Origin of the sequence: Enterococcus sp. AZ167 (assembly GCF_051714025.1) — a bacterium.
Lineage (GTDB): Bacteria > Bacillota > Bacilli > Lactobacillales > Enterococcaceae > Enterococcus_D > Enterococcus_D casseliflavus.
On record NZ_JBIORB010000001.1, the window covers coordinates 473964 to 492133 of the forward strand.

Below are 18170 nucleotides of genomic sequence, written 5' to 3' on the forward strand. Positions count from 1 at the left end.
ATGTTCTTTCAAAAAATCGCCTTCTCCAATTTGCGTAAAAATGCCAAAGCTTACACACCCTTTTTATTATCTATGAGCTTCTTGGTGGCTGTTTTGATGATGACGCAAATCATCGTGAACAATCCGGGAATGAAAGAACTTCCTAGTAGTCAAAGCGCCATCTTCATGTTTCATTTAGGAAATATCATCCTCATGATTTTTGCGGCGATCTTTTCCTTTTACACCAATAACTTTTTGATCAAGCAGCGAAAAAAAGAATTTGGTCTCTACAATGTTTTGGGGCTAGGAAAACGCGAGATAGCCTTCGTGGTCTTTTGGGAACTCTTTTACAGTTTTCTCATTAGTCTTGCGGCCGGATTGATCAGTGGCTTATTGTTTGCACGATTAGGATTTTTGATACTGAAGAAAATCTTGGCTGTAGGCGAATTCTTTGTCTTTAAACTGTCATTTGAGAGTATTGGCTTGGTGATCCTGTATTTTATGTTCGTCTTTGGTTGTTTATTTTTATTTGACCTGTTGCAAGTACGCAAAACCAATCCACTTCAACTGTTACAGGGAAGCAAGCGTAATGAAAAAGAGCCCCGCGCGAAAGGCATTTTAGCACTTTTGGGTGTCCTTTGTTTAGTAGCCGGCTATACGATCTCTGTGACGATCAAGTCTCCCATCAGTGCCTTAGGCCTGTTCTTTGTTGCAGTTATCCTAGTGATCGTGGCTACCTACCTGTTGTTTATTGCTGGTAGTATCAAAGCATTGCAGTTTTTAAGAAAACGAACGACCTATTATTATCAAACGACCCATTTTATCAATGTCTCTACCATGTTGTATCGGATGAAGCAAAATGCGGCTGGTTTAGCAAGTATCTGTATCTTATCAACGATGGTGTTAGTGACAGTTGCTACGACCGCCAGTCTTTATTTTGGACAAAGGAATGTGATCGAAACCCGTTTTCCTTACGATTTTGAAATTGATTCAGCGGCTGATTCCCAGCAAATCAACACAGTGATTGATGGACTTGAAGAGAAGCTAACGATCAAAAAGCGTCAGCAAGTCACTACAACAAGATCGTTGCTTTTTACCTTTGAGGAACCAAACTTTGTTCCCTCAACTTCTTTTGAAGAAAATTTCGGTAGTTTTGATAAAGCTGTTTACCTTACTTTTCTTACCAGTTCTGAATACCATGAAATCACCGGGAAAACAGGACCCACACAAGATGAACTCTTCGTTTTTCCTGAAACGTGGACTCATCAAGTATTACCAGAAATGACGACGATCGATGAACGTCAATTTCGATTGCAGGAATTGAAAGAACTGCCAACATTCACGAAAACAGAAAACCCGGTTCAGCATCTTGTTCTCGTGGCAGATGATCAGTGGCTTACCGAAAAGCTAAGCTCTTGGTATCAAAACGAAAAGTTTCAACTTTACCAGCAACCTGTGACAACAACAGTCTTTAATTTTCAAACAGCAGAAGCAAGCGATCGTGAAACCATCGCAAAAGAGATTCGCAGTGAACTCCTATCAGCAGATGCCAATGCGAGCGTTGAGTCAAAAGATCTTTTTGAAGTTGAGACCAAAACATTTACCGGCGGCTTCTTCTTCTTAGGCTTGATTTTTGGTGTGATCTTTATTTTAGCTGCCGCATTGATCATTTATTATAAACAAGTTTCCGAAGGGATGGAGGACAAAGAACGTTTCGAGATCTTACAAAAAGTTGGGTTAAGCCATAAGGAAGTCAAACAAGTGATCCAGCAGCAAGTCTTGATGATCTTCTCATTTCCTTTGGTTGCAGCGATTATCCATCTAACGTTTGCTTTTCCGATGATTCAGAAGTTGTTGCTTCTTTTTGGTCTGTCAGATCGCAACTTATTGATTACGGTATCGATTATTTCTGTCCTATTGTTTACAATGATTTATCTGCTGGTGTATTCCATCACCGCAAGGGTCTACTATCGATTGGTGGAGCGCAAACAGTAGAGGATGGACAGACGCTATTTTGTCAGACGATAGCTGGATGGATTAGCCGTCACCGACAGGAGCTACAAATATAAAATGTAAGAACACCTCATTCATAAAGCGACGCTCAAAAGTTAGAATTTTTGGTCTAACAGTTTGGAATCACTACATGATTGAGGTGTTTTTTTGATAGGCACGCCCGTTAGCCCACTTTTTTAGAGTTGAAAAAAAGCCTTAGGTGACCTATAGTGAAAAGGAGTAAAGCACGGGTATAGAGTGAGAGTGCCGCACGATTGATAGTCATTTCAAAATAAAAGAGATCATATGATCCAAAAAGGAGAAAGCCTTATGAATGAGCAGCCGGTAACCATTGGTTTCCCCTTAAGAGGTGAGTGGCTTGCGCCGACTACACCAGCAAAGAAGATTCCTAGCCATGGTAACGATCGAATGGGGTTGCGTTATGCCTTTGATTTTTTACAAGTTAATTTTGAGGGGAAAACCAAAGCTTTTCATGATCGAAGCTTTTTGCGCTATTTCTTCTTAGGGGTCCCGCTGGAGAGCTGTTATTGTTGGGGCGAAAAAATCTATGCGCCTTGTGATGGCGAAGTAATTGTTGCAAGAGATGGCTATCGGGAACGGAGAATCGTTTACTGGATCAGGGATTTTTCGATCGCTGTAAAAAATGGTTTGTTTTTTAATGAACACAAAGATGATTATCAACAAATAGCTGGCAACTATATTGTGATAAAAGCTTCTGAGGGCGTTTATATGGCATTTGTCCATCTGCAAAAAGGATCTGTCACTGTTTCCGTAGGACAAAACATCACCAAAGGGATGGTGATCGGAAACGTCGGCCATTCAGGAAATTCGACTTCGCCTCATCTGCATTTTCAAGTGATGGACAGTAACGATATCGCCCATGCAAAAGGGCTTCCTTGCTGCTTTGAAGAATACGAGGTTTACCGAGCAGGTCGATGGATAAAGGTTCGAAATCAGATACCAGATAGTACAGAACGGATACGATTTTTATAAGAGCATTAGGGACAAGCTGTGAAACATTAATAGGGGGCATCGCCGAAATGATTAGAAGAAAGAACATTTAAACGTTTCTGAGCTTCTTTAAAAAATTTGCAACAATCTTAGGTATTCAGAAAATGTATCTCTGGGGGAAACAAATGAAGCAATTACCCAATATTCTTACCACTTCTCGACTAATTCTAGCACCATTTTTACTATTCCTTCAGCCAATGTCTGGCTGTTTTTGGCTGCTTTATTCTTATTATTTTTTAAGTGACCTCGTCGATGGGCTACTTGCAAGAAGGATGAATCTTACGAGTGAGGTGGGTGCCTTACTAGACAGTTTCGCAGATGTAAGCTTTTTTCTCGCAGTTTTTCTTTCTTTTCTACCACAGCTGTTGGCGGTACATACGCTTTGGGTCTGGATACTAGTGATTGCTATGATTCGTTTTGACAGTTATCTGATTGGCGATGTAAAATATCGGTCTTTTAGTAGTCTGCATACATGGCTCAACAAAGCAGTCGGTTTTCTTTTAGGTAGTTTCCCATTGCTGCTCATGGTGAGTCATGCAAAAATTGTTGTCTTGATTTTGGGGACCATCGCCACTGTTTCCGCATTAGAAGAATTGCTGATAACGATCCTCTCAAAAAATCTGGATAGAAATCAAAAATCGATATTCGAAAGTTTTAAGTAAGGCGCCTCTATCATTGAGGGCCTTTTTTTGCGTATTCATCGCTAATAGACTTTTAAAAGACCCTTCAAAAACAATTTTAAAAATAACATTGAAAACCATTTTTAATGGCCTTATGCTTATCTTTGAAGGAGGCTTACAAATGAATAGACAAGAACTGCATGAATGTATCAGTAAAAACCAGCCCAATATTTGCCAAATTTCTGCCTACCAAAATGGAAAGGAAGCTTACTCGGATGAATGGCATGAGTATAAGCCAGAGGATACTTGCCACCTTATGTCCGCTACGAAAAGTATCGTTTCTCTACTAGTCGGGATAGCGATCGATCAAGGTGTCATCAGGAGTGTCAATGACAAAGTACTTGATTATTTTCCAGACTATCAAGTAAAACGGGGCGAAAAAACGATTGAGGATATTACGATCAAACACCTATTAACGATGCGAGCCCCGTATAAATGCAAAGGTGATCCATGGACAAAGGTTTGTTCGAGTGACGACTGGACCAGCGCCTCGCTTGATTTATTGGGAGGAAGAAAAGGAGTGACAAATGAATTCAATTATCAAACCGTTTGTCTGCAGATCCTCACTGGTTTATTAGCGAAAGCTTCTGGAATGACGACCGTTGATTATGCGAACCATTATTTATTTCGACCTCTTGGTGTAGCCGAACTGACCAATTATTATGCGGAAACGGCACAAGAGCATAAGCACTTTACGATGAGCAAGGCACCAAAAAAACCGGTTTGGTTTTGCGATCCTTTAAATATTGGCACTGCAGGTTACGGGCTTTGTCTTTCAGCAAAAGATTTAGCCAAAATCGGTGAGCTATGCTTGAACCAAGGCATCCATCAAGGACAACAAGTGATTTCTTCACAATGGCTCACTGAAATGGTCAATCCGCTAGAGACAAACATAGAGAAATTTCAAAATATGAGTTATGGGTATTTATGGTGGATCTTGGATGCTGAGAAAAGCACCTATGCCGCCATCGGCAATAGTGGAAATGTCCTTTATATTGATCCCGAATCAGAGACTGTTATCGCCATTACGGCGTATTTTAAGCCAACTGTCTTTGATCGCATCGACTTTATCGAGACAGAGCTAAAACCGTTCCTTTTGCACTAATGAGCGTTAAGAAAAAGCAGTCTGCTGTCAAAAGTTGATTGCTTTTTTTGTAGGCGAAAGCTTAATGATCCCTTTTGTGACTATGGCAGGCAGGTGACCTACTGATAAAGCTCGGCTGCTAGCCTTTTTATGAAATTATAATTTAGCAATTTGATCCCGCAGGTAGGAGGCTAAATCAATAATAAACGGAAGATAAATGAGAAATGAATAAAATGACCAAACTATCAACGACGTAAACTTGGTATACTATAATTGAGAAGAAAATCACAAGTGAAAGGAGCGGTCGGGGTATTTTCAGAAATCAGTATCTATCAAGTGAAACCCAGTAGTGTTGAGACCTTTGAAGCAGTCATGCAGGAAGCAACAGAGGCAATGAAGGCCATGGAGGGGGCTTTGTTCTTTCGATTAATGAAACGAACCCATTACATCAAAGAAATGAGGACCATCAAGGAAGGTCGCCTGCCAGATCCATTGACGAGAGTCATAAAATGTGTGAAATATGCTCACTATTGGGAGTTTGATAGCGAAGAAAATTATGGCAAAGCTCAAAAAAAGTTGTATGAAAGTTACTGGAAAGCAATGGAGAAATGTTTGATCGTTCCCCACGACAAACTATTGGGGGAAGTTCTTGAGTGCTCGCTTTAGTACCAAATGCTCTCCTGCTGAACGGACTTTTTGTTGCAACTGTTAAGAAAGGACAGGGTAGAAATACAACGGACGTTAAAAAAGTCATTTGAACGGTTGAATGGAGAACTGTTAGTTTTTTTTAAAACGCTCTATTACTTGATGGAATCTAAAAGGAGGAAGCCCCGATGGCACAGGTTGCTTTTCATAATTCGTACAAATTAAAAAAAGGCGTTTCAACACCGGAATTTGTTCGTGTCGTTGAACAATTAAACCGAGAATACACTTCCAAACAAAGAGGATACCTTTCTTTTGAATTATTAGTAGATGGAGAAACTTGGGCGGACATCACCAAGTTCGAAACGAAAGAAGATGCGGAAACATTTGCCCGATGCGGCACGCCTAATGCCTTTGCACAAAAGTTTTATTCATTCATCAATCTAAACAGTTGCAGCTCTCACCTATACACCATTGAAAAAACATTCCAATAACTAGCCATCATGGAAAAAACAGCGCAAAAAACAATTCATATGAAAAGAGGAACTTCTTATGACAAAGACAGCAGAATGGTATCAAGGAAAAGCGGGTCGGGCAGAACATTTGGTCTATTTAAATAAGGAAGCCAAAGAGCTTGAGAAACTGATTCAAGGTGACAAAACAATGATCATTCGGGGGGCAGCCGGCAGAAAATCACCTTTAGGAGGAAGAGCCAAAATCAACGATCTTGTGTATTTTGTGGAGACCGGCGGCGATTTGACCATCACTCATCGGGGCATCATTGCCAACGTGATTGAATCTGAAAAGATGACGAAAGAAGAATCCATAGATTTTGTAAAACGCTATGAAAAAGAGTTGAATTTATCGAAAAAACAAGTCGATCGATGGGCAGGGAAAAAGTATCTAGCGGTCTATGAAATCGCTGAATTAGAAGAAATAACACCATTTCAGTACAATCGTGAAAAAAATATGGATGATTGGGTCATCACAGATGATATCAACAAAATCAAATTGTAACGTAGCGAAAACCTTAAAAAACGAAGCGCAAAGGAGTTGAGTGGAAGGATGGAAGGCAAAAAGCAATTGTTTCGAGACAAAAACGTGAAACCAACAGAGCAGCTGATTGCAGAATCTTTGGGTGAAGGATATGTCATTTATCAACGTTTTATCGAAACCCTTGAAAACGAGGGCATCTCTCTTATGGATTGGCGCTATTACCAAGATGGAAAAGCGTGGTTGTCCAAAGGCGAATACAAATGGACAACGACTCGTGGAACGAATAAAGTGAAACCAATTTTTTGGCTCTCGATGTGGGAGGACTTCTTCAAAGTCTCTTTTCACTTTAGCGAGAAAGTCCGAACACAGTTATTGTCTTTACCAATCAGTGAAGAGACAAAGGAAACCATTCATAAGGCGCCAACTAATGGCACGAAAATGAAGTTTTTTTCTGTGATTTTTGATGTCGCTAATCCATCACTCTTTGAAGATATCACCGAATTGATCGTGTTCAAAAAAAGTAAATAAAGTAAGAGTATGTTTATTTAACTTGGATAGTCTGATTTTATTACATCTATCAAAAAGGAATCTTTGTTATAGTTTACCCATTTTTTAGGTTAAGAAAAGTAAAAGTCAATCAGAAGACTCTAAGTTTATCGCCTTTCCTCTGATTGGGTTTTAATATAAGTAACTCTTGGGAAAACCAACGCTAATTTTGATTAGATTATCGGATAAAATTCACAATGAAATAAATTTTACTCGCTAAATATGCTATTATGGGTAAAATATGCTTTAATTACTTTTGAATTGATGGAAGACACATTGGAAAAGGAGAAAAGACAAATGACTATTCAACGAATCACAGCTTGCGTTCAAGTCAAAGGAGACTATCAGAAGTGTTATCATTTTTATACGGAAAAAGTTGGTTTGGTACCAACTTATGGCGATGAGTCAGGTCCTTATACAAGCTTTGCATCGAAGAAAGAGGAGGCGCCTTTTTTTGGTATGTTCCAAGTGGATGCCGTGATCGATCAAATGGAGGGCTATCCGATTTCGGATAATCGGATTTCATCTGATACGCTTTCGGCAACGTTTCACACCACGGATTTTGAAGAAGATTATACGAGAATGAACAATGCTGGTGTAGTGTTTGAAGTGAGTAAAACCGTTTTGGGGGAAGGGGACCAAGCTTTTCATATTGCCTATTTCCGCGATCCAGAAGGAAATTTGCTAAGCTTGGAGGATGGCGGTGTCTAAAGAGTTCACATTCAAAAAGAATCAGAAAAAAACGTAAAGAAAGATTTATCTCATAATTGTTTTGAGATAAATCTTTTTTTATTTGAAATCATTCCTCTATAAAGCGTTCCTTCATCCGCTCCAAGAAAAGTCCAGAGGCTTTTGAAAAAACTTGGGTGTTCTTCCAAATGACTGCAAGATCTGATTCAAGAGTGGGACTCAATTTTCTAAAGCATAAAGGACTGTCAGGGGTGAAGTTGATTAATTTGTCGAGGGTCAATGCATAGCCGACGCCTTCTTCAACCAACTTTGACGCATTGTACACGAGATTATACGTGGCAACGACAGTCAATTTGTTCATGTCTTTTTTCAACCATTTAGAAAGCTCACTGCTGACCAGACTTTGTCGTGAAGTAATCAAGGGAACCTCCCAGAGATCCTTTGGTGTGATAACTTCTTTACCAGCAAGGGGACTGTCTTTTCGCATCAAGACGCCCCAGGTGTCTCTGGCAGGTAAGCGCAAGGAATGGTATTTTTTGACGTCGACGGGGCTAATCACGACGCCAAAATCCAACAATCCTTTGTCCAACCGTTCTTTGACCTCGTCAGCATTGCCGCTAAATAAATGAAATTTGACGTTAGGGTACTCAACTTGAATCTCCTTGATGATTTTTCCCAACAGCTGGATCACGTAGGTTTCTCCAGCACCGATCGACACGTTACCGGTAATCGTATCTCGAGGCGACAAAAATTCAGAACGGGTCTTTTCTAACAATTCTACAATTTCTTCCGCCCGCTTACGAAACAAGAGGCCATCTTCCGTCAGCGTAATTTTGCGATTGCCTCTGGTGAACAGCGTGACACCTAATTCTTTTTCTAACTCCATTAACTGTCGTGACAGGGATGGTTGCGAGAAATGCAGATGTTTTGCGGCAGCTGAAATCGTTTCTTTTTCTGCAACTGTTAGAAAGGTGGTTAAACTTTTTAATTCCATAGGTCTATACTCCTTTTTCTATGCTATATATGAATAGTTGGGTATTTGATATTAGTATTTTACATAGAAAGATGCGGTAAGTACAATAGGTTTATCCAAAAATAGCTCAAGCGATCAAGAAAAAACGATCATCCAGACCTTGATCATTTGAGAAAAATTGGAGAATCGCCCTAAGGTACAGGATAGTTGACCGAGAAAGAAGGCGAATGAAATGAAAAAATGGCAAAAGAAGGCCCTTGTGTCTTTAGTTGTGCTGGCACCGTTGGTTTTAGGTGCTTGTAGCAGCAATAATGAGGAGACGAATGAAGAGCCGCAAGCCAGCTCAGGAGGAGAAACGATGACAGAAAATGTTTCATTGACAGATGAATGGGATAAAGTCTTCCCAGAAAGTGACACGGTGAATCACCGAAAAGTGACTTTTCAGAATCGTTACGGGATCACTTTAGTTGCTGATCTTTATGAATCAATTGATGCGCAAGGACCACTTCCAGCAATCGCCGTTAGCGGACCTTTTGGAGCAGTCAAAGAGCAGACATCTGGTCTATATGCTCAAACGATGGCAGAGCGTGGTTTTTGTTACGATCGCTTTTGATCCGTCCTATACAGGTGAAAGCGGTGGCGAACCACGCTATGTGGCTTCACCAGACATTAATACAGAAGATTTTCAAGCAGCCGTCGATTTTCTATCTGTCCAAGAAAACGTAGATGAAGAAAGAATCGGTTTGATCGGGATTTGTGGCTGGGGTGGTCTAGCTTTGAATGCCGCAGCCATCGATACCCGTGTGAAAGCGACTGTTTCTGCCACCATGTATGACATGTCGCGAGTCAATGCTCAAGGGTATTTTGATGAAATGGGGGCTGAAGGACGCCATGAATTGCGCCAGCAGCTGAACGCCCAACGTACAGTTGATTTTGCCAATGGCAGCTACGAACGAGCAGGTGGGGTACCAGATACACTGCCAGAAGATGCCCCTGTCTTTATGCAGGATTATTTTGATTATTACAAAACAGAACGAGGCTACCACGAACGTTCCTTGAACTCTAATGATGGTTGGAATGTCACGTCTTCGCTGTCATTCTTAAATATGCCACTTTTGTCTTACATTGATGAGATCCAAAGCGCCGTTTTATTGCTTCATGGAGAAGAAGCCCACTCACTTTACTTCAGTCAAGACGCCTTTGAGCAATTGCAAGGCGATAACAAAGAGCTGACAGTCATTCCTAATGCTTCGCATGTTGATCTATACGACCAAACAGAGGTGATTCCTTTTGACCAAATGACCGAATTCTTCCAAGAGCATTTGAATTAAACAGCAACAACCAGCTGCACGACTGTTCAGTCCCATATCTTCTGCTGAGCAGTCGTGTTTTAGAAAATAAGCATTCCGTTGCCCGCCGCTACATCGAATCATCAGCAGAAAGGAGCGAAGCCATGTTGATAAAACTCATCCCTGCTGTCTTGCTGTTCCTACTAAGTGCCTGTGGGACAAGTGGAACAGAGGAGAGGCATGCGCTGTCTGCCAGCGAAACTTCCTCTGAAGCAAGTCAGGATCATGATCAACCGACAATTGAATCAGCAACAGATGTGGTCATTACGGTTGGTCAACAGGATTTTATAGCAAAGTTTTATGAAAATGAGGCGTCTGAATACCTAATGAATCAAATGCCCTTCACGTTGACAATGAGTGACTTGAACAACAACGAGAAATATTATCGTTTTTCTGAGAATTTGCCAGAAATGACTACAGAACGGCCGGAGATCATTCACGAAGGAGAAATCATGAGCTGGAATAGTCATACGTTGGTGCTGTTTTATCAGACCTTTACCAATTCTTATGGTGCTATAGTCGTATCGGCGTTATTGAAGATCCAGCAGGATTAAGAGAAGCAATGGGGGAAGAGGACGTGGAGGTTGTCTTTTCGCTAGAAAATACTCGTGAGTAACGAATGATTAGGAGAAAAACAAATGACGATCGATCAATTAAACAAACTTATGGCAAGTGGTGAACCCTTACTTGCCGGTTCGCAAGCTTCAAAACAAATGATGGCTTTGAGTGCTGAGGCGAGAAAATTGACCATGAAAATCAATACGGTTTATCATGAACCTCATGAATTACAAGAACTTTTTGCTCAATTGACTGGGAAAGCAGTTGAACCGACATTTTCGCTTTTTCCGCCTTTTTATACAGATTACGGCAAAAACATCCAAATTGGCAAAGGGGTGTTTCTTAACGCCGGTTGTCATTTTCAAGACCAAGGAGGGATCACGATCGGTGATGGTACCCTAATAGGGCACAACGTAGTTCTAGCTACCTTGAATCATGGCCTTCACCCTGAAGATCGTAGTACGCTTTATCCAGCACCCATTACGATTGGGAAGAATGTCTGGATTGGCTCAAATGCAACGATCGTTGCTGGTGTGACCGTCGGTGACCATGCAATCATTGCTGCTGGGGCAGTGGTGACCAAAGATGTCGCTGAGCGCACGATCGTGGCTGGTGTACCTGCAAACTATGTCAAAGAGGTCACTGAGTAAGCACAATAGCAATGAGTAAGAAAAAAACTGCTGTTCGCCTTGTCGCTTTTGAAGCGATGAAGACGAACAGCGGTTTTCTTATTCTTGAGGCGGCTCGCTCGTATTGGAACCGGCGAAGTTTTCGATCAACGATTTCACATCCAGACCGAGGGTTTCTTTCAAAGTTTCTTGTGTGGTCGATAAGAGATTGGTGGCGTAATTGGTGACACGATTGGCACCGCCGCCTTCACCTGATCCTGTATCAACGACCGAAATTTTATCGATATTGCCTAATGGGGCGGCAGCCTCTTTGACTAATTGCGGCATGATCTCAACGATCATGCTAAGGATCGCTGCTTCATCATATTTCTTGAAGGCTTCGGCGATTTTTTCCTTCGTTTCAGCTTCCGCCGTTCCTTTCGCCAAGGTCGTCTCGGCTTCTGCCAAACCAATCAGACGAATTTTATCGGCTTCAGCTTTTGCCAACGACTCTGTTCGAAACTGCTCAGCTTCAGTGGTTGCTAACGCAGACGCTTTTTTCGCTAATGCTTCTTGTTCAAGCGCATAACGATCGGCATCGGCTTTTTTCTTGATCTCAGAATCAAATTGGCGTTCACGACGCAAGATTTCTTTTTCTTCCAATTCGATTTGTTTTTGTCGTTCAACGACTTCAACTTCAATCTCTTGTTCTCGAACTTTTTGTTTCATGATGGCACTTTGCAGATGATAGGCTTGATCGGCATCGGCTTTGGCGATGTCTTGTTCTTTCTTATAAAGCGCCAACTTCAATTCTTTTTCCTTTAATGCTTCAGCGATTTCGGTCATGCGTTTTGATTCCGCTGTTTGCGATTCTTGTTCCGATTGGGCTTTTTTGATGCGGGTTTCTTTCAGCGCTTCGGCTTCTGCAATTTCAGCATCCCGTTTGACTTGGGCGATTCTAGGTTTTCCAAGAGAATCTAAATAGCCATTTTTGTCTCGTACTTCTTTGATCGTAAAGGAGACAATGATCAAGCCCATTTTCGCTAGATCGACAGAGGCCACTTCTTGCACGCTTTGGCTGAATTTGTCGCGATTTTGATAGATTTCTTCGACGGTCATCGAACCAAGGATCGAACGCAGGTGACCTTCCAAGACTTCTCGTGCCTCATTTTCTAATTCTTCACGGGTTTTTCCTAGAAACTGTTCCGCTGCCGTTGCGATTTCTTCTACGGATGAGCCAATCTTGATAATGGAAGTTCCATCACACATAACGGGAACTCCTTGTTCCGTATATACTTCTGGTGTTGAAACATCCAGCTTGCTGGAAAGTAAGCTGATTCGGTTTGATCGTTGGAACACTGGCAAAACAAAGGCTCCGCCACCACGCACGATTTTGATTTTGTTATTGCTCTCATCCGCATGAACATTTTTGTTGCCAAGGTAACTTCCGCTGATAATCAACGCTTCATCGGGCTTGGCTGTTTGATATTTCGTGACAAAGATGATCAAAAGCATCAGTAAAATGAACGCCACGATTGCGATCGGAAAGACAATTGGTGATAAGAAAATATCCATAGATGCACCTCTTTAGTGATTTATTTTAGTTGTCCAAAAAATTTTTCTGTATAGGGAACGACGTAGCAAATACGCTCTTTGACTTCAATAATCAACACTTTTGATCCTGCTGCTAATGGTTCATCGATAGGTTGAAAAGCCGAGGCTGGACGATTACTTGAACCAGTGACACTTGTGAGTTGAATTTCACCCATTCCTTCACAAGGAATCGGCGTCAGCACCGTTGCGATTCGACCTTCAAAGTCTTTCTCGGAACTCGAAAGCGTCGCTTCAGCATTCCTCATGGGAATCAGCACGTAAAAATTCAAGAGAAAAACGAGCCCTGTAGAAAGACAACCGCTACCAATGAAAAGCATCATCGAATAGCCTGGGAAAATAGTTTCCCCTAAGTAACCGAAAAGACTCGTAAAGGCAAACCAGGGGATGATCAACATCGGATCAATTGGACCATCAAAATCGAAGATATCGCCAAACAGAAGCAGCAAAAAGGCTAAAATGGCACAGCCAATCAATACATACAAATAAATCTGATCAGGTGCGTAAGTGTGCAGCACGTATCCACCTCCTTGTATATTAGAGTTAGGGTTTTAACCTTCCGGTTTTGATTGGATAACCCTATGAACCATCGTTATTTTAATTTGGTATTAACTCATTCATTTTGAGATAATATATTTATTGGATTGAGAGGCTATGCCGTTGCCTCCTTGAGTTTTGAAGCTCGTAATTGAAAGACTGGCACCTCTCTCTGATAAGTGGATTACGTATGAGTTAGATGTTGAAAGTTTTTGCTTTACTCCGTATCTCGTACAAGGTAGTGACGCTTTTCAGTTGAGCGGGTTTCAATCCAAAATATTTTTTTAGAAAGGTCAAATGTATGTACTTCTTAGGAATTGATATCGGCAAGCGAACTCACGTGGCTTCTTTAATGAGTGAAGAAGGTAAAGTGATCCTAAAAGGTTTTTCTTTCCCTAACACTACTGAAGGAGCTGATTCCCTGATTGAGCGGCTTTCAAAATATTCAGAGACTCCCGCTGACTTTATTGTCGGAATGGAAGCTACGGGTCATTATTGGCTCTCTATCTTTTCATACCTCCACGAATCAGACTTTTTGATTCACGTTGTGAATCCTCTTCAAACCGATGGCTGGCGCAAAGGAACAGAAATCAGAAAACGAAAAAATGATATTATTGATTCTGTTTTGATTGCTGACTTGATGCGTTATGGTTCCTTTGTAGAAACAGTATTGTCTGATGAAAATGTTTTTTCGTTAAAACAACTTTCACGTTACCGAACCTATTTAGTAGGTACCGCAAGCGACTTCAAACGAAAAATCATAGCTGTACTAGATCAAGTGTTTCCTGAAGATGCATCAATTTTTTCTAAACAAGGTATTTTCGGAAAAGCGTCTAAAGAGTTATTGCTTGAGTTTAGTTCTCCTATAGAGCTAGAAGAAATTTCGGCAGAAACGTTGGCTCAATACTTAGCTGAGTTAAGCAGGAACCGAATAAAGCCAGAGAAAGCAGATCAATTGAAGCAAGCAGCTTCTAACTCCTTTGGAGTGAAATTTGCTCAAGAAGCTTTTACATTTCAATTACGCTCCATGATTGAACAATTGAAATTCATCGAAAGCCAAGTAAAAGAAACTGAAAAAGAAATTAAGCGCATAATGAGTAATTTAGACTCTGTTATTCTCACAATCCCTGGAATCGGCCCTATAAATGGCGCGACAATTCTTGGTGAAATTGGAGACATTCGCAAATTTTCTAATCCGAAAAAACTGGTTGCTTATGCTGGCATAGACGCGTCTGTGTCCCAATCTGGGCAATACGAAGCAACACATAATGTTATGAGCAAGCGTGGATCTCCATACTTACGAAAAGCCTTGTTTTCAGCTGCTCTAGTTGCTTCTCGATGTGATCCTGTTTTTCGCGCGTTTTATCAGAAAAAAATTTCTGAGGGAAAGTATCATCTGACGGCCTTAGGTGCTGTTTCTCGTAAGCTTTGTTATGTGATTCATGCTATTTTAACTAAAAATGAACCTTATAAGATTGTTTCCGATTAGCTATTGAACAATCAAAAAAATCTAATAGTGAAAGGTCTATTTGTTGTACTCATTTTTTGGACTTAACTGTTATAAAATATTTTTTTGATTTAGCTAATTTTCACTTGACTCTATATAGTTAGTCTTTCAAATAGAGTGATTTGTAAGAACAATGAAAGCTAAGAAACAATCGAAAGAAGAACGAGGGAAGGAAAAGAACGGAATAGGTGTTCTGTTATAATTATACCAATAAATAATAAAAAAATTTAAATAAAATAGTAAAATTGAACAAATAGTACAACAAAGGGAGGTTTGTTTTTCTTGAAAGAGCCGATCAAAAATCAGCTTTTTTTCATCAGCCATTGACAAACCAGGAAAATCCAAGTAGATTAAATCAGGGTACTAGAAAAAGACAAAATCAGCTGCAGATGATTTGAATCGTAAGAGGCAGCTTTTATTTTCTATTACCATAGATCGAAGGTAGTTGTTCGCAAACATAAAAGAAGTCAGGAACACTTCTTTTCAACCGACAGTATTGCTAAGAAATAGAGGTGGAATCGATGGATCAAAAAGAAAAAATGTTAGAGCTAATCAAGAAAAAACAAGGCGGCGGCCGTTCAAAAAAAATGGAATCCCCAAAAAATGATCGAAAAAACATGCGTAAAGGCCCGAAAATTTATAATAAGTAAGGCGATACATTAGAAACACGAAATGGTTAATGAAAAAAAAGAGAGAAGGACAGGATTTCTGTCTTTCTCTCTTTTTTATTTACTCTTGAGAATCCACGTACAACTCACTCAAAGCTGGCAGATCATGAACTTGGTATTTTGCTTTAAAAGATGTGATTTCTTCAGCGCTGAAGCGGTTCGGATCAAGTTTCAGTTCTTCGACAGGAAGAGGTCGTTCGTTAGCGATCTTGACATCGATCACCACAGGTCCGTTGATTTCTTTAGCTTGTGTAAAGACGGATGCTAATTCTTCTTCCTTCGTTACCGTGAAGCCTTTTGCACCTAATGCTTCCCCAACTTTACCAAAATCAGCACCGGCTAGTTGGACACCGAACTTGGTTTGCTCGGTATCTTCTTGCTCCGCTTCGATGAAGCCGAATGAGTCATTGGAAAAGACCACGTTGATGATTGGCAAATCATATTTCACTTGGGTGATGATGTCTTGCATTTGCATCGCAAAACCGCCATCCCCACTAAAGGTAAATACTTGGCGATTCGGATAGCTCAATTGAGCTGCGATCCCACCAGGTACACCATTGCCCATTGTCGCAAACCAGCCAGACGTTGTGAAACGCTGTTCACCCGTCATTTCTAAATGACGGATACTGTGAATCGTCACATTACCGACATCCGTGACAAACAGGGAATCAGGAGCTGCAATTCGGTTGATTTCTCGATAGACAGGTTCGGGACGCAAAGGCTCTTGCGAATCATGGTCAAAACGATGGCACCATTCATGCCAATTGCGACAGTTTTCTTGATTGGATTTTAACCAAGCATCTGCAGGACGAGGGGCTGCCATCTCTGTCCATTTTCTAAGAGCGGTCGCACCATCTCCTAAAACGGAGACATCCGTCTGATGACGACGACCAAATTTCGAGGCGTCAATATCAACTTGGACAAAGTTGGCACCAGGATTGAAAAAGCGGCGGCCAAAAGGGAAGTCACTGCCGACAAAAACGATGAGATCGGCTTCTGCCAAAGCTTCATTGGCAGGTTTTGTCGCAACCCGTCCAGCAAATCCAAGAAAGTTTTCATAAAGATCAGGCACGATGCCTTTGGCTAAGACAGAAGCTGCGATAGGCATCGAGAAATGCTTAGAAAAAGCATCGATGGCATCAAAATGACCAAAGAGACCTTGTCCGATATAAAGGACGGTTTTTTTTGCTTGTTCAAAATAAGGAAGGGCAGCCTGTAAATCCTCTTCATCAGGCTGGAGAACACCTGTCTTATGATTTTTTGCGGTTGCAATCTCCTGTTCGTCGATTTCTGCAAACCCGTAATCGACTGGGATCGTTACCACAGCGACTCCTTTAAATTTGTAGGCTGCTTTAATGGCTTCGTCCACCACGTGGGGCAAACTTTCAGGGGACATGACCGTGCGATTGTAGATACTGACATCAGCGAACATCGGATTTTCATTCATTTCTTGAAAATCATTGTAGTTCATCGAGCTCGAAGCTACTTGTCCTAACAAGGCAACGACGGGCACATTATCCATTTGAGCATCGTATAAGCCAATTGATCAAATGGGTGGCACCCGGACCAGCAGAACCAAAAACCGCACCGACTTTTCCCGTTAGCTTGGCATCAGCCGCTGCTGCCAGCGCACCTGCTTCTTCATGACGTACTTGAATATACTTGACCGATTGCCGTTCATGGTACAAAGCATCCATCGTTGAGTTGAAAGATCCACCGGGGATTCCATAGATATGGTCGATGCCCCAAGCTTCAAAAACCTTGATCATTGCTGTACCAGCATTGATTTTTGTCATTTTCTTCACTCGCTTTCTCTGTTGTCATTCGTTCTCTTTTAAGTATAAACGTTTCTCAAAAAGACAACAAAGAATGCGCCTTCTGTCACAAGGCGCAGTGAAAGACTTATTTTAGGAAATGAACGACTCAGTTGCGCAGCTCTTGCACGAATCGGCTGGCGATCTCTTTTGGTCGGGTGATGGCACCACCAACCACGATACCCGTCACACCCATATCTTGGATTTTCTTTGCTTGTTTCGGGGTGTGGATCTTGCCTTCGGCTATCACTGGAACCTTTGCTGCAACCAATTGCTGGATCAATTGATAATCTGGTTCGTCATTGGTGGGACTATTCGCCGTATAGCCGGACAAAGTTGTACCAACAAAATCGACGCCCGCTTCAAAGGCATTGATGCCTTCCTCATAGGTGGCGATATCTGCCATGAGTAGTTGATGGGGATAAAGAGTTTTGATTTGTTTGATAAAGGCATTGACCGTCAAGCCATCGTGACGTTTGCGCAAGGTGCAGTCCAAAGCGATCACCGCAATCTGTAAAGCTGCTAATTCGTGCACCTCTTTGATGGTCGCTGTGATAAATGGTTCTTCAGGTGGATAGTCTTTTTTGATGATTCCGATGATCGGCAGATCAACAGCGGCTTGGATTTCGCGAATATCGCGAACGGAATTGGCACGGATGCCAACAGCTCCAGCTTCTTGAGCTGCTTTTGCCAATAGGGGCATGACACCGCCTTTTTCGGTATACAAGGGTTCTCCAGGCAATGCTTGACAAGAAACAATCAACCCGCCCTTGATTTGTTGGGTAAAGACTTCTTTTTCCATTTATATGACACTTCCCATTCTGATAAAGGTTCGTTTCTCCCTTCGACTATATCATGAGGTTTTTTGCTTGTAAATGAATCAACACCTCTTTGAATCAAAGGC

Annotated in this window: 17 protein-coding genes and 2 pseudogenes; 14 read left to right on the forward strand and 5 right to left on the reverse strand. The window is 41.3% G+C overall.

Translation table 11 applies throughout. The features are described 5' to 3' along the window. From IGJ05_RS02175 to IGJ05_RS02215, 9 genes are all read left to right on the forward strand, one after another. Positions 1-1974, forward strand: coding sequence for an FtsX-like permease family protein (locus IGJ05_RS02175; protein WP_438724994.1), 1974 nt, complete (start codon positions 1-3; stop codon positions 1972-1974). 327 nt (positions 1975-2301) lie between these two features. Continuing rightward, the gene (locus IGJ05_RS02180; protein WP_262119458.1) at positions 2302-2985 is read left to right on the forward strand and encodes a M23 family metallopeptidase; all 684 of its coding nucleotides are present in this window, start codon (positions 2302-2304) and stop codon (positions 2983-2985) included. 143 nt (positions 2986-3128) lie between these two features. Beyond that, entirely contained in the window at positions 3129-3665 is a 537-nt protein-coding gene (locus IGJ05_RS02185) for a CDP-alcohol phosphatidyltransferase family protein (RefSeq protein WP_317720809.1), read from the forward strand. Between the two features lie 139 nt (positions 3666-3804). Continuing rightward, a complete protein-coding gene (locus IGJ05_RS02190; protein ID WP_225001117.1) occupies positions 3805-4788 on the forward strand; it encodes a serine hydrolase domain-containing protein in 984 nt (327 codons plus the stop codon). Positions 4789-5058: 270 nt separating this feature from the next. Beyond that, entirely contained in the window at positions 5059-5433 is a 375-nt protein-coding gene (locus tag IGJ05_RS02195; RefSeq protein ID WP_005230091.1) for a hypothetical protein, read from the forward strand. A 167-nt stretch (positions 5434-5600) separates the two neighbouring features. Then, positions 5601-5903: a hypothetical protein gene (locus IGJ05_RS02200; protein ID WP_225001118.1), complete on the forward strand. Its 303-nt coding sequence runs from the start codon at positions 5601-5603 to the stop codon at positions 5901-5903. A gap of 58 nt (positions 5904-5961) precedes the next feature. Further along, positions 5962-6426, forward strand: coding sequence for a hypothetical protein (locus IGJ05_RS02205; RefSeq protein ID WP_015509866.1), 465 nt, complete (start codon positions 5962-5964; stop codon positions 6424-6426). A 48-nt stretch (positions 6427-6474) separates the two neighbouring features. After that, positions 6475-6933, forward strand: coding sequence for a DUF3788 domain-containing protein (locus IGJ05_RS02210; RefSeq protein WP_167821933.1), 459 nt, complete (start codon positions 6475-6477; stop codon positions 6931-6933). Positions 6934-7248: 315 nt separating this feature from the next. Further along, positions 7249-7662, forward strand: a complete 414-nt coding sequence (locus IGJ05_RS02215; RefSeq protein WP_034858575.1) for a VOC family protein — start codon at positions 7249-7251, stop codon at positions 7660-7662. An 88-nt stretch (positions 7663-7750) separates the two neighbouring features. Here IGJ05_RS02215 and IGJ05_RS02220 read toward each other — a convergent pair whose 3' ends face one another. After that, entirely contained in the window at positions 7751-8635 is an 885-nt protein-coding gene (locus IGJ05_RS02220) for a LysR family transcriptional regulator (RefSeq protein WP_262119454.1), read from the reverse strand. A 337-nt stretch (positions 8636-8972) separates the two neighbouring features. On the opposite strand from IGJ05_RS02220, the pseudogene IGJ05_RS02225 reads away from it, so the two are divergent. The 3 genes and pseudogenes from IGJ05_RS02225 (at position 8973) to IGJ05_RS02235 (ending at position 11171) form a co-directional block, all read left to right on the forward strand. Next, a pseudogene (locus IGJ05_RS02225) lies at positions 8973-9945 on the forward strand (alpha/beta hydrolase). 122 nt (positions 9946-10067) lie between these two features. Further along, positions 10068-10517, forward strand: a complete 450-nt coding sequence (locus IGJ05_RS02230) for a cyclophilin-like fold protein (protein ID WP_438724995.1) — start codon at positions 10068-10070, stop codon at positions 10515-10517. A gap of 84 nt (positions 10518-10601) precedes the next feature. Further along, entirely contained in the window at positions 10602-11171 is a 570-nt protein-coding gene (locus IGJ05_RS02235) for a sugar O-acetyltransferase (protein ID WP_005230114.1), read from the forward strand. 78 nt (positions 11172-11249) lie between these two features. Here the strand turns inward: IGJ05_RS02235 and IGJ05_RS02240 are convergent, their stop codons facing one another. Together IGJ05_RS02240 and IGJ05_RS02245 are read right to left on the reverse strand one after the other, a co-directional pair. Next, positions 11250-12704, reverse strand: a complete 1455-nt coding sequence (locus tag IGJ05_RS02240) for a flotillin family protein (protein WP_005230116.1) — start codon at positions 12702-12704, stop codon at positions 11250-11252. A gap of 20 nt (positions 12705-12724) precedes the next feature. Then, positions 12725-13276 (reverse strand): NfeD family protein, encoded by a 552-nt coding sequence (locus tag IGJ05_RS02245; protein ID WP_225001124.1) that lies wholly within the window; start codon positions 13274-13276, stop codon positions 12725-12727. A gap of 302 nt (positions 13277-13578) precedes the next feature. Between IGJ05_RS02245 and IGJ05_RS02250 the strand changes: the two genes are divergently transcribed. Both IGJ05_RS02250 and IGJ05_RS02255 read left to right on the forward strand, forming a co-directional pair. Next, positions 13579-14766: an IS110 family transposase gene (locus IGJ05_RS02250; protein ID WP_438724997.1), complete on the forward strand. Its 1188-nt coding sequence runs from the start codon at positions 13579-13581 to the stop codon at positions 14764-14766. Positions 14767-15305: 539 nt separating this feature from the next. Beyond that, positions 15306-15434 carry a hypothetical protein gene (locus IGJ05_RS02255; protein WP_005236316.1) on the forward strand — a complete coding sequence of 43 codons (129 nt, stop codon included), beginning with the start codon at positions 15306-15308 and terminating at the stop codon, positions 15432-15434. A gap of 79 nt (positions 15435-15513) precedes the next feature. On the opposite strand, the pseudogene spxB reads toward IGJ05_RS02255, so the two are convergent. Continuing rightward, positions 15514-17248: pseudogene (gene spxB, locus IGJ05_RS02260) on the reverse strand (pyruvate oxidase). A gap of 127 nt (positions 17249-17375) precedes the next feature. Further along, positions 17376-18068: an N-acetylmannosamine-6-phosphate 2-epimerase gene (locus IGJ05_RS02265; protein WP_231473184.1), complete on the reverse strand. Its 693-nt coding sequence runs from the start codon at positions 18066-18068 to the stop codon at positions 17376-17378. Positions 18069-18170 lie beyond the last annotated feature (102 nt).

What these genes read in the sequence shown, in the direction of transcription:
- IGJ05_RS02175 (WP_438724994.1), top strand. Translation starts at nt 1, where the DNA reads ATGTTCTTTCAAAAAATCGCCTTCTCCAATTTGCGTAAAAATGCCAAA.
- IGJ05_RS02180 (WP_262119458.1), top strand. Translation starts at nt 2,302, where the DNA reads ATGAATGAGCAGCCGGTAACCATTGGTTTCCCCTTAAGAGGTGAGTGG.
- IGJ05_RS02185 (WP_317720809.1), top strand. Translation starts at nt 3,129, where the DNA reads ATGAAGCAATTACCCAATATTCTTACCACTTCTCGACTAATTCTAGCA.
- IGJ05_RS02190 (WP_225001117.1), top strand. Translation starts at nt 3,805, where the DNA reads ATGAATAGACAAGAACTGCATGAATGTATCAGTAAAAACCAGCCCAAT.
- IGJ05_RS02200 (WP_225001118.1), top strand. Translation starts at nt 5,601, where the DNA reads ATGGCACAGGTTGCTTTTCATAATTCGTACAAATTAAAAAAAGGCGTT.
- IGJ05_RS02205 (WP_015509866.1), top strand. Translation starts at nt 5,962, where the DNA reads ATGACAAAGACAGCAGAATGGTATCAAGGAAAAGCGGGTCGGGCAGAA.
- IGJ05_RS02210 (WP_167821933.1), top strand. Translation starts at nt 6,475, where the DNA reads ATGGAAGGCAAAAAGCAATTGTTTCGAGACAAAAACGTGAAACCAACA.
- IGJ05_RS02215 (WP_034858575.1), top strand. Translation starts at nt 7,249, where the DNA reads ATGACTATTCAACGAATCACAGCTTGCGTTCAAGTCAAAGGAGACTAT.
- IGJ05_RS02220 (WP_262119454.1), bottom strand. Translation starts at nt 8,635, where the DNA reads ATGGAATTAAAAAGTTTAACCACCTTTCTAACAGTTGCAGAAAAAGAA.
- IGJ05_RS02230 (WP_438724995.1), top strand. Translation starts at nt 10,068, where the DNA reads ATGTTGATAAAACTCATCCCTGCTGTCTTGCTGTTCCTACTAAGTGCC.
- IGJ05_RS02235 (WP_005230114.1), top strand. Translation starts at nt 10,602, where the DNA reads ATGACGATCGATCAATTAAACAAACTTATGGCAAGTGGTGAACCCTTA.
- IGJ05_RS02240 (WP_005230116.1), bottom strand. Translation starts at nt 12,704, where the DNA reads ATGGATATTTTCTTATCACCAATTGTCTTTCCGATCGCAATCGTGGCG.
- IGJ05_RS02250 (WP_438724997.1), top strand. Translation starts at nt 13,579, where the DNA reads ATGTACTTCTTAGGAATTGATATCGGCAAGCGAACTCACGTGGCTTCT.
- IGJ05_RS02255 (WP_005236316.1), top strand. Translation starts at nt 15,306, where the DNA reads ATGGATCAAAAAGAAAAAATGTTAGAGCTAATCAAGAAAAAACAAGGC.
- IGJ05_RS02265 (WP_231473184.1), bottom strand. Translation starts at nt 18,068, where the DNA reads ATGGAAAAAGAAGTCTTTACCCAACAAATCAAGGGCGGGTTGATTGTT.